This window comes from Bacillus sp. MHSD_36 (genome assembly GCF_030757775.1).
Lineage (GTDB): Bacteria > Bacillota > Bacilli > Bacillales > Bacillaceae_G > Bacillus_A.
In genome coordinates, this window is the sequence record NZ_JAVBIS010000013.1 from 14,026 (window position 1) to 28,455 (window position 14,430).

Here is a 14,430-nt window from a genome sequence, read left to right on the forward strand (position 1 = left end):
AATGATTGATGCAAAGCAATTAAACAGCTTAGCGTTAGCATATATGGGTGATGCGGTATATGAACAATATATCCGCTATCACCTACTTCAAAAAGGGAAAGTTCGTCCTAATCAATTACATCGATTAGGGACAAGCTTTGTTTCGGCAAAAGCACAGGCGAAAGTTGTTTATCATTTATTAGAGACAGCATTTTTAACTGAGGAAGAAGAAGCGGTACTAAGAAGAGGACGTAATGCCAATTCGGGTACTGTTCCGAAAAATACGGATGTACAAACATATCGACATAGTACAGCCTTTGAGGCGCTTATTGGCTATCATCACTTATTAAATAATCGTGAAAGATTAGACGAAATTGTATATAAGGCAATTGCTGTTTTAGAAGAAAAGGAAGGGGGCACATCATCATGAGTAGTGAATATATTATCGGACGTAACCCTGTAATTGAAGCGTTACGATCAGGAAGAGATATTAATAAAATTTGGATCGCAGAAGGTGCTGCCAAAGGACAAGTACAAATTGTACTAGCACTAGCGAAAGAGAATAAAATTATTTTACAACATGCACCAAAAAAGAAGTTAGATCAATTAGTTGAGGGGAACCATCAAGGTGTAATTGCTCAAGTAGCTGCATATCAATATGCTGAGCTAGAAGATCTATTCAAAGTAGCGGAGAAGCGTAATGAAGATCCGTTCTTCTTAATTTTGGATGAAATTGAAGACCCGCATAACCTAGGTTCTATTATGCGTACTGCGGATGCGACAGGAGCTCATGGCATTATTATTCCGAAAAGAAGAGCTGTAGGACTTACAGCATCAGTTGCGAAAGCATCTACTGGGGCAATTGAATATATTCCGGTTGCGCGCGTAACGAATTTATCTCGTACAATCGATGAATTAAAAGAGCGTGGACTTTGGATTGCTGGTACAGATGCAAAAGGGAAAACGGATTACCGTAATTTAGATGGTAAAATGCCAATTGGATTAGTAATTGGAAGTGAAGGAAAAGGTATGAGTCGTATTATTGGTGAAAAATGTGATTTCTTAATTACTTTACCGATGGTTGGTAAAGTTACATCCTTAAATGCTTCAGTAGCCGCAAGTCTGTTAATGTATGAGGTATATCGTAAACGTAACGAAATTGGTAAATAGAAAATGAACGATATTTTAATCGTTGACGGTTACAACATTATTGGAGCTTGGGGAGACTTGAAGAAACTACGGGATGTAGATTTGCAATCATCGAGGGATGCACTGATTGATAAGATGGCGGATTACCAAGGTTACACAGGTACAAGGGTAATGATAGTCTTTGATGCTTATACAGTCCACGGTATTGAAAAAAAGATGAAACAATCGCGTGTGGAAGTTATATTCACGAGGAAGAATCAAACAGCAGATGAAAAGATAGAGCAACTTGCGATTGAGCTTAGAAATATAAATACACAAATATATGTTGCGACTTCTGATTATACGGAACAATGGGTTATATTTGCGCAAGGTGCTCTTCGGAAATCTGCACGTGAATTAGAGTTGGAAGTACAAGCAATGGAGCAACAAGTAAGAAGGCGTACACAAGACACAAAAGAAAAACAACCCGCCATGCGAAAGATATTTAGTAAAGATATTACAGAAAAGTTAGAAAAATTAAGAAGAGGAGAGCGTTGAAGCATTGACGCTCTTTATCTTTTTACTGTATAATATTGCTAAATAAATAGCGGTCGGAGGGATCAAGGTGGAAGCAGGCTTCGTAAGTGTAGGCGACGTTACATTTCGTGATTTAGAAGATGAGGCAATCGTTGAGTTAGTTCGAAAAGGTAATACTGACGCTCTAGAATATTTGATTCACAAATATAAGAACTTTGTTCGCGCGAAATCGAGATCTTATTTCTTAGTGGGTGCCGATCGAGAAGATATTGTTCAAGAAGGTATGATTGGATTGTTTAAAGCGATTCGTGATTATAAAGAGGACAAGCTGTCTTCATTCAAAGCATTTGCTGAACTGTGTATCACTCGACAAATTATTACCGCTATTAAAACAGCAACCAGGCAAAAGCATATTCCGTTAAATTCATATGTGTCTTTAGATAAACCGATTTATGATGAGGAATCGGATCGGACATTATTAGATGTTATTTCGGAAGCGAAGGTAACTGATCCTGAAGAAATGATTATAAGTCAGGAAGAATATACAGACATAGAATCTAAAATATCTGAATTATTAAGCGATTTAGAAAGAAAAGTGCTTTCTTTATATCTGGATGGTCGTTCTTATCAAGAGATTTCGGAACAGTTAAATAGACATGTGAAATCTATTGATAACGCTTTACAGAGGGTGAAGCGAAAATTAGAACGATATATGGAAATGAGAGAGAATACCACTTTAAATTCATAACAAGTGCTACAGGTGTAAAAAATCACCTGTTTTCTTTTTGTAGAGAGTACAAAAGGCATGACATTGACATTGTCTTTTGTTGTATGATACATTTTTAGGGACATAATGTTACAAGGTTGGTGTAACTAATGAGGAAAAAAGTTGTACTCTCATGTGAAGAGTGTAAAAATCGAAACTACTCTACGATGAAAGATACGAGCTCAGTAGAGCGACTTGAAATAAAGAAATTCTGTAAAACATGCAATCAGCATACAGTTCACAAGGAAACAAAATAAATAATTGAAATAATACACTGGAGGTCCCGTAGATGCGTTTAACGAACTTTTTCGGCGATGTAGGTCGCGAAATGAAAAAAGTAAGTTGGCCTAAAAAAGATGAATTACTCCGTTCAACAGCGACTGTTATCGCTACAGTTGTCTTCTTTGCGATTTTCTTCGCAGTGGTTGATATGGGCATTTCTTCTTTAATTCGGTTAATTCTTGGTTAATTCTTGAATAAGAAGCACTTATCCATGATATAATGTTATTTATAAGAACTGTGTAAAGGCCCGGTGAACGGGTTTTTTCATTTGCGCAAAAAAATGTACGTCAGGGAGGGAAGGACGCTCGTCCTAAATGAATGGAAAAAAGTTGGTATGTTGTCCATACTTATTCTGGATATGAAAATAAAGTAAAAGCAAACCTAGAGAAACGTGTAGAATCAATGGGTATGCAAGATAAAATTTTCCGTGTTGTTGTCCCAGAAGAAGTAGAAGTAGAAATGAAAAACGGTAAAGAAAAATTAATGAAAAGAAAAGTGTTCCCAGGTTATGTATTAGTAGAATTAATCATGACTGATGACTCTTGGTATGTTGTACGTAACACGCCAGGTGTAACTGGGTTCGTTGGTTCTTCTGGTTCTGGATCTAAACCATCACCTCTATTAGAAGAGGAAGTTGTTACCATTATGAAACATATGGGAATGGACAACGAAGTGGTTGATTTCGACTTTGAACTTCATGAGACAGTACGTGTAAATGAGGGGCCATTCGCAGATTATACAGGTGCTATCGAAGAAATTGATGTGGAGAAGAAAAAGGTTAGCGTGCTTGTGGACATGTTTGGTCGCGAGACTCCAGTTGAGCTTGACTTCCATCAAATTGAAAAATTATAAAATGAAACTTGAAATGAATTGTAAAAAGTGATAATATCTTTTAAGTCAGTACGTCTTCGTTATCGGAGACGTTTTTTGAAAGATTTTATCCTTACAGATAAAATATGACGTGGGAGGGCAAATCACTGTCCAATTGACCACATCACGGACTTAAGGAGGTGTGTCTCGTGGCTAAAAAGGTAATTAAAATGGTAAAGCTTCAAATTCCTGCAGGTAAAGCTAACCCAGCTCCACCAGTTGGTCCAGCATTAGGACAAGCAGGTGTTAACATCATGGGCTTCTGTAAAGAGTTTAACGCTCGTACAGCAGATCAAGCTGGTCTTATCATCCCTGTTGAAATTACGGTATTTGAGGACCGTTCATTCACTTTCATTACTAAAACTCCTCCTGCTGCTGTTCTTCTTAAGAAAGTAGCTGGTATTGAGTCTGGTTCTGGTGAACCAAACCGTAATAAAGTGGCAACTGTTAAGCGTGATAAAGTACGCGAAATCGCTGAAACTAAAATGCCTGACCTTAACGCTGCTAGCGTAGAAGCTGCAATGCGTATGGTTGAAGGTACTGCACGCAGTATGGGCATCGTTATCGAAGACTAATTCGATTTGTTTTTTAAAAAAGGTTGCGGGTCTGGAATTCCAATTCGCAACCTTTATTATCGTAAATGATTATCGTTTTTTAAATAAATGGATGGCGCGCATCCTCAGGTTATACCTGAAAATAAGCGTAAACGTGGGAGGTTATTCCGCTAAAACCACATTCGAGGAGGAAATAAAAATGGCTAAAAGAGGTAAAAAGTACGTAGAAGCTGCAAAGCTTGTTGATCGTGCAGCTGCTTACTCTGCAACAGAAGCAGTAGAATTAGTAAAGAAAACAAACACAGCTAAATTTGATGCAACTGTAGAAGCTGCATTCCGTTTAGGTGTTGACCCTAAGAAAGCTGACCAACAAATCCGTGGTGCAGTTGTTCTTCCACACGGTACTGGTAAAGTACAACGTGTATTAGTATTCGCTAAAGGTGAAAAAGCTAAAGAAGCTGAAGCTGCTGGAGCTGACTTCGTAGGCGATGCAGATTACATCGGTAAAATCCAACAAGGTTGGTTCGATTTCGATGTAGTAGTAGCAACTCCTGATATGATGGGTGAAGTTGGTAAACTTGGTCGTGTATTAGGACCTAAAGGTTTAATGCCAAACCCTAAAACTGGAACAGTTACTTTCGATGTAACTAAAGCTGTTAATGAAATCAAAGCTGGTAAAGTTGAATACCGCGTTGATAAAGCTGGTAACATCCATGTTCCAATCGGTAAAGTATCTTTCGAAGATGCTAAATTAGTAGAAAACTTCAGAACAATTGCTGACACTTTACAAAAAGTTAAGCCAGCTGCTGCAAAAGGTACTTACATGAAGAACGTAACAGTTGCTTCTACAATGGGACCTGGCGTACGTGTAGACGTTTCTACATTAGCGTAAATTTTGGAAGTTGACTTCATAAAGAAGTTTTTATATAATCATTTATGTTGTGAATTTAATTAGTGTACCGTAGACAGTAGGTGTCAATAGACTTAATTTCCTACCTAGGTGTTAATATACGAAACGGAATTTTTTTCTGTGACTATATGCCTCCATGTCTACAAGTTGGGCATGGAGGTTTTTAGTGCACTTTCGGTACATCTTCTATATAATCTACAGGAGGTGTAATAACATGAGCAAAGTAATCGAAACTAAACAACAAGTTGTAACTGAAATCGCGGACAAACTTCGTGCTAGTAAATCTACAATTGTTGTTGACTACCGTGGTTTAACAGTTTCTGAAGCAACAGAATTACGTAAAAACTTACGTGAAGCTGGCGTTGAGTTCAAAGTTTACAAAAACTCTCTAACTCGTCGTGCTGCAGAGTCTGCTGAAATGGCTGAGTTAAATGAATTCTTAACAGGACCAAACGCAATCGCGTTCAGTAACGAGGATGTAGTTGCTCCTGCGAAAGTATTAAACGACTTCGCTAAAGATCATGAAGCTTTAGAAATTAAAGCGGGCGTAATCGAAGGTAAACTTGTAACACTTGATGAGGTTAAAGCAATCGCTACTCTTCCATCACGTGAAGGCTTACTTTCTATGCTTCTTAGCGTTCTTCAAGCTCCAATCCGTAACCTTGCACTTGCTACTAAAGCAGTTGCAGACCAAAAGGAAGAGCAAGGCGCTTAATTTTTTAAAAGATAATTACGTATTATCGATAAAACAATACAAACCTATTTAAGGGAGGATATTTACAATGACTAAAGAACAAATCATTGAAGCAGTTAAATCTATGACTGTATTAGAACTTAACGACTTAGTAAAAGCTATCGAGGAAGAATTCGGCGTAACTGCTGCTGCTCCTGTAGCTGTTGCTGGTGGCGCTGGAGAAGCTGCTGCTGAGAAAACTGAATTTGATGTGGAACTAACTAGCGCTGGTGCACAAAAAATCAAAGTTATCAAAGTTGTTCGTGAAATCACTGGTCTTGGCTTAAAAGAAGCTAAAGAATTAGTTGACAACACTCCAAAAGTAATCAAAGAAGCTGCTGCTAAAGAAGAAGCTGAAGAAATCAAAGCTAAACTTGAAGAAGTTGGCGCTGCTGTAGAAGTTAAGTAATTAACTTTTGATGCTTTAAAAAAAGCTCGCTCTCATGCGAGCTTTTTTTTTAACTGTAAAGAAAAGAGGTGGCCATATGGCAGACCATTATTTTTCTAACGACCCTTCTAGTAAAAGTGATCGTAAGCGATGGGAATTTACACTTCGTGGATCTCAATTTACTTTCTTATCTGACCGTGGGGTGTTCTCGAAAAACGAAGTGGACTTTGGTTCTCGTCTTTTAATTGAAGCGTTTCAAGTGCCGGATATTAAAGGTGATATATTAGACGTAGGTTGTGGATATGGACCAATTGGTTTATCGTTGGCGAAAGAGTATCAAGACCGTAAAGTCCACATGGTGGATGTGAATGAAAGGGCACTTGAGCTTGCGAAAGAAAATGCCGCTAACAATAGAATTGGAAATGTGCACATTTTTCAAAGTAGCGTCTATGAAAATGTAGATGGTATGTATGCTGCTATTCTATCTAATCCTCCAATTCGTGCAGGTAAAGATATCGTGCATGAGATTTTAGAAAAAGCTGTAGAGCATTTAGTTCCAGGTGGAGAGCTGTGGATTGTTATTCAAAAGAAGCAAGGTGCACCATCTGCGCTGAAAAAACTAGAAGAAGTATTTTCTGAAGTCGAAGTTGTAGAAAAGAAAAAAGGATATTATATCATAAAATCAAAAAAACGTTGACGGTTATTTTTGGCTATGTTAACATTATACAATGCCAATATATGATTTTCTGCGTTGAGAAAGATGTATATTTTTGTTTCTCTTGGAAAAGATAGTAAAATCAGCAGATTATGAAACAGAATGATGGTTTTCTTATAGAAGCCATTTTTCTTTTTTGAGCAGGTAGAAAGACTCAACGTATTTATCTTTAAGAGAAAAAAGACTACGCTAAATAGCAGTAGTTGTATTTATTTGTGATTTTGCACAAATTTTTTTGTGCATTTATAATACTCATGATTTGAGGGGTGAAGCAGTTGACAGGTCAACTAGTTCAATACGGACGCCACCGCCAACGAAGAAGTTATGCCCGTATTAGTGAAGTATTAGAGTTACCAAATCTTATCGAAATTCAAACCTCTTCTTATCAGTGGTTTCTTGATGAGGGTTTGCGAGAAATGTTCCAAGACATTTCTCCGATTGAAGACTTTACGGGAAATCTATCGCTTGAATTTATCGACTACAGCTTGGGTGAACCTAAATACTCTGTAGACGAATGCAAAGAGCGTGATGTGACGTATGCAGCACCACTTCGTGTAAAAGTGCGTCTAATCAACAAGGAAACTGGTGAAGTAAAAGAACAAGATGTGTTCATGGGAGATTTCCCACTCATGACAGAGACTGGAACATTCGTAATTAACGGTGCAGAACGTGTTATCGTTTCCCAGTTAGTTCGCTCTCCAAGCGTATACTATAGTGGCAAAGTGGATAAAAACGGAAAACGTGGTTTTACTGCTACTGTAATTCCAAACCGCGGAGCTTGGTTAGAGTATGAGACAGATGCTAAGGATGTTGTATATGTGCGTATTGACCGTACGCGTAAACTTCCTGTAACTGTTTTGTTACGCGCATTAGGGTTTGGCTCTGATCAAGAAATCACCGAGCTTTTAGGTGATAACGAATACTTAAGCAACACATTAGAAAAAGACAACACAGATAGCACAGAAAAAGCATTGCTTGAAATTTATGAGCGCCTACGTCCTGGTGAACCACCAACAGTAGAAAATGCTAAGAGCTTACTTGTGTCTCGTTTCTTTGATCCAAAGCGCTACGATTTAGCAAATGTAGGTCGCTACAAGATCAACAAGAAGTTACACATTAAAAACAGATTGTTTAATCAACGTTTAGCTGAAACATTAGTGGATCCAGAAACTGGTGAAATTTTAGCGGCAGAAGGAACAATCTTAGATCGTCGTACACTTGATCGCATTTTACCTTACTTAGAGAAAAACATTGGATTCAAAACAGCGAAGCCAATGGGTGGAGTGGTAGAAGGCGATGTTGAGCTGCAATCTATTAAGATTTATGCTCCTGAGTCAGAAGGCGAACGCGTAATTAACGTAATTGGTAATGCAAATATTACTCGTGATGTAAAACACATCACACCAGGTGATATCCTTGCTTCTATCAGCTACTTCTTCAACCTACTATACAAAGTAGGGGATACAGATGATATCGACCACTTAGGAAACCGTCGTCTGCGTTCTGTTGGAGAACTATTACAAAATCAATTCCGTATCGGTCTTTCTCGTATGGAACGTGTTGTTCGTGAGAGAATGTCGATCCAAGATACAAATGCAATTACACCACAGGCACTAATTAACATTCGTCCTGTTATTGCATCTATTAAAGAGTTCTTCGGAAGTTCTCAGTTATCTCAGTTCATGGATCAAACAAACCCATTAGCAGAGTTAACTCACAAACGAAGACTATCTGCATTAGGACCGGGTGGTTTAACGCGTGAGCGCGCAGGCTTTGAAGTGCGTGACGTTCACTACTCTCACTATGGTCGTATGTGTCCGATTGAAACACCAGAGGGACCAAACATCGGTTTGATTAACTCGTTATCTTCGTTCGCGAAAGTAAATGAGTTTGGTTTCATTGAAACGCCATACCGTCGTGTTGACCCAGAAACTGGTCTTGTAACAGGGCATGTTGATTACTTAACAGCAGATGAAGAAGATAATTATGTTGTAGCCCAAGCGAATATGAAGTTATCTGAAGAAGGAGAATTCCTTGATGAAGATATCGTAGCTCGTTTCCGTGGTGAAAACATTGTCACAAATAAAGAACGCATCGACTACATGGATGTATCACCAAAACAAGTAGTGTCGGCAGCGACAGCTTGTATTCCGTTCTTAGAAAACGATGACTCCAACCGCGCACTTATGGGAGCGAACATGCAACGTCAGGCGGTTCCGTTAATGAATCCGGAATCTCCGATTGTAGGTACAGGTATGGAGTACGTATCAGCAAAAGACTCAGGTGCTGCAGTAATCTGTAAACACCCTGGTGTTGTTGAACGCGTAGAAGCACGTGAAGTTTGGGTACGTCGCTATGTAGAAGTTGACGGTCAAACAGTAAAAGGCGACTTAGATCGCTACAAAATGCAAAAATTCATTCGTTCTAACCAAGGAACTTGCTACAACCAACGTCCAATCGTAAGTGTTGGAAATGAAGTTGTAAAAGGTGAAATCCTTGCGGATGGTCCTTCTATGGAATTAGGTGAACTAGCACTTGGACGTAACGTGCTTGTTGGCTTCATGACTTGGGACGGTTATAACTACGAGGATGCGATCATCATGAGTGAGCGCCTTGTAAAAGATGATGTGTACACTTCTATTCATATTGAGGAATATGAATCAGAAGCTCGTGATACGAAGCTTGGACCAGAAGAAATTACACGTGACATTCCAAACGTTGGGGAAGATGCATTACGCAACCTTGACGAGCGCGGTATCATTCGCGTTGGTGCGGAAGTAAAAGACGGAGATTTACTTGTTGGTAAAGTAACACCTAAAGGTGTAACAGAATTAACAGCTGAAGAACGTCTATTACATGCAATCTTTGGAGAAAAAGCACGTGAAGTACGTGATACATCACTACGTGTACCACACGGTGGTGGCGGTATTATCTTAGACGTAAAAGTATTCAACCGCGAAGATGGCGATGAATTGCCACCAGGCGTGAATCAACTTGTACGTGCATATATCGTTCAAAAACGTAAAATTTCTGAAGGTGACAAGATGGCCGGACGTCACGGTAACAAAGGTGTTATCTCTCGTATTTTACCAGAAGAAGATATGCCTTACTTACCAGACGGTACGCCGATCGATATCATGTTAAACCCATTAGGGGTACCATCTCGTATGAATATCGGTCAGGTATTAGAGCTTCATCTTGGTATGGCAGCAAGATACCTTGGTATTCACATTGCAACACCAGTATTCGATGGTGCTCGTGAGGAAGATGTTTGGGGCACAATTGAAGAAGCTGGTATGGCAAATGACGCGAAAACAATCCTGTATGACGGACGTACTGGTGAACCGTTCGATAACCGCGTATCTGTTGGTGTCATGTATATGATCAAACTTGCGCACATGGTTGACGATAAACTTCATGCTCGTTCTACTGGACCATACTCACTTGTAACGCAGCAGCCTCTTGGAGGTAAAGCTCAGTTCGGTGGACAGCGTTTCGGTGAGATGGAGGTTTGGGCACTTGAAGCTTACGGTGCTGCTTATACTCTTCAAGAAATCTTAACAGTGAAGTCTGATGATGTTGTTGGACGTGTTAAGACGTATGAAGCAATTGTTAAAGGCGAAAATGTTCCAGAACCAGGCGTTCCTGAATCATTCAAAGTATTGATTAAAGAGCTGCAAAGTTTAGGTATGGACGTTAAAATGATGTCTAGCGACGATACAGAAATTGAAATGCGTGATACGGAAGATGACGATGATCATCAATCAGCAGATAAATTGAATGTCGAAGTTGAGACAACTAAGGAATAATTGGGATAACCTGTAGACTAAAAGGGAGGTAGGCCCCTTGATAGATGTAAATAACTTTGAATATATGAAGATTGGACTTGCTTCACCTGACAAGATTCGTTCTTGGTCATACGGTGAAGTTAAGAAACCAGAAACAATTAACTATCGTACGTTAAAGCCTGAAAAAGACGGCTTGTTCTGTGAACGTATTTTCGGACCACAAAAGGACTGGGAATGTCATTGCGGAAAATACAAACGTGTACGTTATAAAGGTGTAGTTTGTGATCGATGTGGCGTTGAAGTAACGCGTGCAAAAGTACGTCGTGAACGTATGGGTCATATCGAATTAGCTGCTCCTGTATCTCATATTTGGTATTTCAAAGGTATCCCGAGCCGCATGGGACTTGTCTTAGACATGTCCCCTCGCGCGCTTGAAGAAGTAATTTATTTCGCTTCTTATGTTGTAACAGAAAGTGGAGATACACCACTTGATAAGAAGCAATTACTTTCTGAAAAAGAATACCGTGCATATCGTGATCGATATGGTAGCACATTCCAAGCTGCTATGGGTGCAGAAGCGATTAAAAAGCTATTACAAGACATCGATTTAGATAAAGAAGTAGACTTCTTAAAAGAAGAATTAAAAACAGCACAAGGACAACGCCGTACTCGTGCTATTAAACGTCTAGAAGTATTAGAAGCATTCCGTAACTCTGGAAATGAGCCATCTTGGATGATCTTAGATGTTCTACCAGTAATCCCACCAGAACTACGCCCAATGGTACAGTTAGATGGTGGACGTTTTGCTACTTCTGACTTAAACGACTTATACCGTCGTGTAATTAACCGTAACAACCGTTTAAAACGTCTATTGGACTTAGGTGCACCAAGCATTATCGTTCAAAACGAAAAACGTATGTTACAAGAAGCTGTAGACGCATTAATCGATAATGGTCGTCGTGGCCGTCCAGTTACTGGACCGGGTAACCGTCCATTAAAATCACTATCTCACATGCTTAAAGGTAAACAAGGACGTTTCCGTCAAAACTTATTAGGTAAACGTGTTGACTACTCTGGTCGTTCTGTAATCGTTGTAGGACCGAACTTAAAGATGTATCAATGTGGATTACCGAAAGAGATGGCGCTTGAACTGTTCAAACCTTTCGTAATGAAAGAGTTGGTTGAAAAAGGATTAGCACACAACATTAAGAGTGCGAAACGTAAAATCGAGCGTGTACAACCTGAAGTTTGGGACGTTTTAGAATCTGTGATTAAAGAACATCCAGTACTTCTAAACCGCGCACCAACACTTCACCGTCTTGGTATCCAGGCGTTTGAACCTACATTAGTAGAAGGTCGCGCAATCCGTCTTCACCCACTTGTATGTACTGCATACAACGCGGACTTTGACGGTGACCAAATGGCCGTTCACGTACCTTTATCATCAGAAGCACAAGCAGAAGCTCGTCTTCTTATGTTAGCGGCACAAAACATCTTGAACCCGAAAGACGGTAAACCAGTTGTTACTCCATCTCAGGATATGGTATTAGGTAACTACTACTTAACACTTGAGCGTGAAGGTGCAATCGGTGAAGGTATGGTCTTCAAAGATGCGAACGAAGCATTACTTGCATACCAAAATGGATATGTACACCTTCATACACGTGTTGCAGTAGCTGCAAGCGCAGTAAACAATGCAACATTTACTGAAGAACAGAAGAGTATGCTTCTATTAACAACAGTTGGTAAATTAATATTCAACGAAATCTTACCAGAGTCGTTCCCTTATATTAATGAACCAACAAATTCAAACCTTGAAAAAGAAACACCAGCGAAATATTTCGTTGAAAAAGGTGCGAACATTAAAGAAATTATTGCTAGTCGCGAAGAAGTGGCGCCATTTAGCAAGAAAATCCTTGGTAACATCATTGCGGAAGTGTTTAAACGTTTCAAAATTACAGAAACGTCTCGCATGCTTGACCGTATGAAAAACTTAGGATTCAAATACTCTACAAAAGCTGGTATTACAGTTGGAGTATCTGACATTCTTGTATTAGGCGAAAAAGATGAAATTCTCCACGAAGCACAAGCAAAAGTAGATAATGTAATTAAACAATTCCGTCGCGGTTTAATCACGGAAGAAGAACGTTACGATCGCGTTATCTCTATTTGGAGTAATGCAAAAGATGTTATCCAAGGAAAACTGATGAAGTCCTTGAATAAACGCAACCCAATCTTCATGATGAGTGATTCCGGTGCCCGTGGTAACGCATCGAACTTTACTCAGCTTGCTGGTATGCGTGGTCTGATGGCCAATCCATCTGGTCGTATCATCGAACTTCCGATCAAGTCAAGTTTCCGTGAAGGTTTAACAGTACTTGAGTACTTCATCTCTACGCATGGTGCTCGTAAAGGTCTTGCTGATACAGCACTTAAAACTGCCGATTCTGGTTACTTAACACGTCGTCTTGTTGACGTTGCACAAGATGTAATCGTTCGTGAAGATGATTGTGGAACAGATCGCGGTTTATTAATTGGTGCGATTAAAGAGGGCAATGAAGTTATTGAGTCATTATATGATCGTCTTGTTGGACGTTTTGCAAGAAAAACTGTAAAACATCCTGAAACAGGTGAAGTATTAGTTGCTGAAAATCAATTAATTACTGAAGATATCGCTCACATCGTTGAGAATTCGGGTGTTGAAACTGTAAACATTCGTTCGGCGTTTACGTGTAACACTCGCCATGGTGTATGTAAGAAGTGTTACGGTCGTAACTTAGCAACTGGAACAGACGTAGAAGTAGGGGAAGCGGTAGGTATTATCGCAGCTCAATCTATCGGTGAGCCAGGTACACAGTTAACGATGCGTACGTTCCATACAGGTGGGGTTGCCGGAGATGATATCACTCAAGGTTTACCTCGTATCCAAGAGATCTTCGAAGCTCGTAATCCGAAAGGTCAGGCAGTTATCAGTGAAATCGACGGTGTTATCGCAGCGATCAACGATGTTAAAGATCGCCAAGAAGTAGTTGTACAGGGTGAAGTTGAAGCTCGTACGTATGCTATTCCTTACGGTGCTCGTCTGAAAGTAATTCCAGGACAGCAAATTAGCCACGGTAAAGAGTTAACAGAAGGTTCTATTGATCCGAAAGAATTACTAAAAGTAACGGACATTACGGCAGTTCAAGAATACTTATTACGTGAAGTTCAAAAAGTATACCGTATGCAAGGGGTAGAAATTGGTGACAAGCACGTAGAAGTAATGGTTCGCCAAATGTTACGTAAAGTTCGTGTAAGTGATGCAGGTGAAACAGATGTATTACCAGGAACATTACTAGATATCCATCAGTTTACTGATGCGAATGCGAAGGTGTTACTACAAGGTAAACAACCAGCAACAGCTAGACCTGTTCTACTTGGTATTACAAAAGCTTCACTTGAAACAGATTCATTCTTATCTGCAGCATCGTTCCAAGAAACAACTCGTGTCTTAACTGATGCAGCGATTAAGGGTAAACGCGATGAGCTTCTAGGATTGAAAGAAAATGTTATTATCGGTAAACTTGTTCCTGCTGGAACAGGTATGAATCGTTATCGCAAAGTGGATCTTGTAAAAACAACACAAGATGACATGAATGTAGAAAATGATGAGGTTTATGTGGAACAGTAAAATTTTCCGTCGTAAATTTTGTATAAAAACAGTTAATCCTAGTTGACATTGTATGAGTCAAAATGTTACTATAAGCAAGGTTGCTCCTGAACGATGCTTTGGAGGATATT

At 39.4% G+C, this 14,430-nt stretch carries 14 protein-coding genes and 1 other annotated feature; all 14 genes read left to right on the plus strand.

Features of this window, described 5'->3' with window-relative positions; all coding sequences use genetic code 11:
• Position 1 precedes the first annotated feature (1 nt).
• Complete coding sequence (locus Q9B79_RS25445; protein ID WP_000564261.1) at positions 2 to 409, plus strand: Mini-ribonuclease 3; 408 nt, start codon at positions 2 to 4, stop codon at positions 407 to 409.
• Positions 406 to 1,149: a 23S rRNA (guanosine(2251)-2'-O)-methyltransferase RlmB gene (rlmB, locus tag Q9B79_RS25450; RefSeq protein ID WP_000093759.1), complete on the plus strand. Its 744-nt coding sequence runs from the start codon at positions 406 to 408 to the stop codon at positions 1,147 to 1,149. The genes Q9B79_RS25445 and rlmB overlap by 4 nt, the downstream gene beginning before the upstream one ends.
• Before the next feature lie 3 nt (positions 1,150 to 1,152).
• Positions 1,153 to 1,665: an NYN domain-containing protein gene (locus Q9B79_RS25455; RefSeq protein ID WP_098669544.1), complete on the plus strand. Its 513-nt coding sequence runs from the start codon at positions 1,153 to 1,155 to the stop codon at positions 1,663 to 1,665.
• Between the two features lie 67 nt (positions 1,666 to 1,732).
• Complete coding sequence (locus Q9B79_RS25460) at positions 1,733 to 2,392, plus strand: RNA polymerase factor sigma-70 (RefSeq protein WP_306188689.1); 660 nt, start codon at positions 1,733 to 1,735, stop codon at positions 2,390 to 2,392.
• 128 nt (positions 2,393 to 2,520) lie between these two features.
• Positions 2,521 to 2,667 carry a 50S ribosomal protein L33 gene (rpmG, locus tag Q9B79_RS25465; RefSeq protein ID WP_002070160.1) on the plus strand — a complete coding sequence of 49 codons (147 nt, stop codon included), beginning with the start codon at positions 2,521 to 2,523 and terminating at the stop codon, positions 2,665 to 2,667.
• A 32-nt stretch (positions 2,668 to 2,699) separates the two neighbouring features.
• On the plus strand, positions 2,700 to 2,879 hold the full coding sequence (secE, locus tag Q9B79_RS25470) for a preprotein translocase subunit SecE (RefSeq protein ID WP_001241321.1): 180 nt from the start codon (positions 2,700 to 2,702) through the stop codon (positions 2,877 to 2,879).
• Positions 2,880 to 3,010: 131 nt separating this feature from the next.
• The gene (gene nusG / locus Q9B79_RS25475) at positions 3,011 to 3,544 is read left to right on the plus strand and encodes a transcription termination/antitermination protein NusG (RefSeq protein ID WP_000415794.1); all 534 of its coding nucleotides are present in this window, start codon (positions 3,011 to 3,013) and stop codon (positions 3,542 to 3,544) included.
• Positions 3,545 to 3,711: 167 nt separating this feature from the next.
• On the plus strand, positions 3,712 to 4,137 hold the full coding sequence (gene rplK / locus Q9B79_RS25480; RefSeq protein WP_001085872.1) for a 50S ribosomal protein L11: 426 nt from the start codon (positions 3,712 to 3,714) through the stop codon (positions 4,135 to 4,137).
• 178 nt (positions 4,138 to 4,315) lie between these two features.
• Positions 4,316 to 5,008, plus strand: coding sequence for a 50S ribosomal protein L1 (rplA, locus tag Q9B79_RS25485; RefSeq protein WP_002020168.1), 693 nt, complete (start codon positions 4,316 to 4,318; stop codon positions 5,006 to 5,008).
• A 49-nt stretch (positions 5,009 to 5,057) separates the two neighbouring features.
• Positions 5,058 to 5,201 (plus strand) — a sequence feature (ribosomal protein L10 leader region).
• Positions 5,202 to 5,240: 39 nt separating this feature from the next.
• Positions 5,241 to 5,741 carry a 50S ribosomal protein L10 gene (gene rplJ / locus Q9B79_RS25490; protein ID WP_029439120.1) on the plus strand — a complete coding sequence of 167 codons (501 nt, stop codon included), beginning with the start codon at positions 5,241 to 5,243 and terminating at the stop codon, positions 5,739 to 5,741.
• Positions 5,742 to 5,808: 67 nt separating this feature from the next.
• Complete coding sequence (rplL, locus tag Q9B79_RS25495) at positions 5,809 to 6,168, plus strand: 50S ribosomal protein L7/L12 (RefSeq protein ID WP_000159736.1); 360 nt, start codon at positions 5,809 to 5,811, stop codon at positions 6,166 to 6,168.
• A 76-nt stretch (positions 6,169 to 6,244) separates the two neighbouring features.
• Complete coding sequence (locus Q9B79_RS25500; protein ID WP_306188690.1) at positions 6,245 to 6,844, plus strand: class I SAM-dependent methyltransferase; 600 nt, start codon at positions 6,245 to 6,247, stop codon at positions 6,842 to 6,844.
• Positions 6,845 to 7,137: 293 nt separating this feature from the next.
• The gene (gene rpoB / locus Q9B79_RS25505) at positions 7,138 to 10,671 is read left to right on the plus strand and encodes a DNA-directed RNA polymerase subunit beta (protein WP_000147555.1); all 3,534 of its coding nucleotides are present in this window, start codon (positions 7,138 to 7,140) and stop codon (positions 10,669 to 10,671) included.
• A 37-nt stretch (positions 10,672 to 10,708) separates the two neighbouring features.
• On the plus strand, positions 10,709 to 14,320 hold the full coding sequence (gene rpoC, locus Q9B79_RS25510; RefSeq protein ID WP_048526366.1) for a DNA-directed RNA polymerase subunit beta': 3,612 nt from the start codon (positions 10,709 to 10,711) through the stop codon (positions 14,318 to 14,320).
• The last annotated feature ends 110 nt before the right edge of the window (positions 14,321 to 14,430 follow it).

Bases quoted from the DNA above. Each gene is read 5' to 3' on its own strand.
- Q9B79_RS25445 (WP_000564261.1), top strand. From the start codon at position 2: ATGATTGATGCAAAGCAATTAAACAGCTTAGCGTTAGCATATATGGGT.
- rlmB (WP_000093759.1), top strand. From the start codon at position 406: ATGAGTAGTGAATATATTATCGGACGTAACCCTGTAATTGAAGCGTTA.
- Q9B79_RS25455 (WP_098669544.1), top strand. From the start codon at position 1,153: ATGAACGATATTTTAATCGTTGACGGTTACAACATTATTGGAGCTTGG.
- rpmG (WP_002070160.1), top strand. From the start codon at position 2,521: ATGAGGAAAAAAGTTGTACTCTCATGTGAAGAGTGTAAAAATCGAAAC.
- secE (WP_001241321.1), top strand. From the start codon at position 2,700: ATGCGTTTAACGAACTTTTTCGGCGATGTAGGTCGCGAAATGAAAAAA.
- nusG (WP_000415794.1), top strand. From the start codon at position 3,011: ATGGAAAAAAGTTGGTATGTTGTCCATACTTATTCTGGATATGAAAAT.
- rplA (WP_002020168.1), top strand. From the start codon at position 4,316: ATGGCTAAAAGAGGTAAAAAGTACGTAGAAGCTGCAAAGCTTGTTGAT.
- rplJ (WP_029439120.1), top strand. From the start codon at position 5,241: ATGAGCAAAGTAATCGAAACTAAACAACAAGTTGTAACTGAAATCGCG.
- rplL (WP_000159736.1), top strand. From the start codon at position 5,809: ATGACTAAAGAACAAATCATTGAAGCAGTTAAATCTATGACTGTATTA.
- Q9B79_RS25500 (WP_306188690.1), top strand. From the start codon at position 6,245: ATGGCAGACCATTATTTTTCTAACGACCCTTCTAGTAAAAGTGATCGT.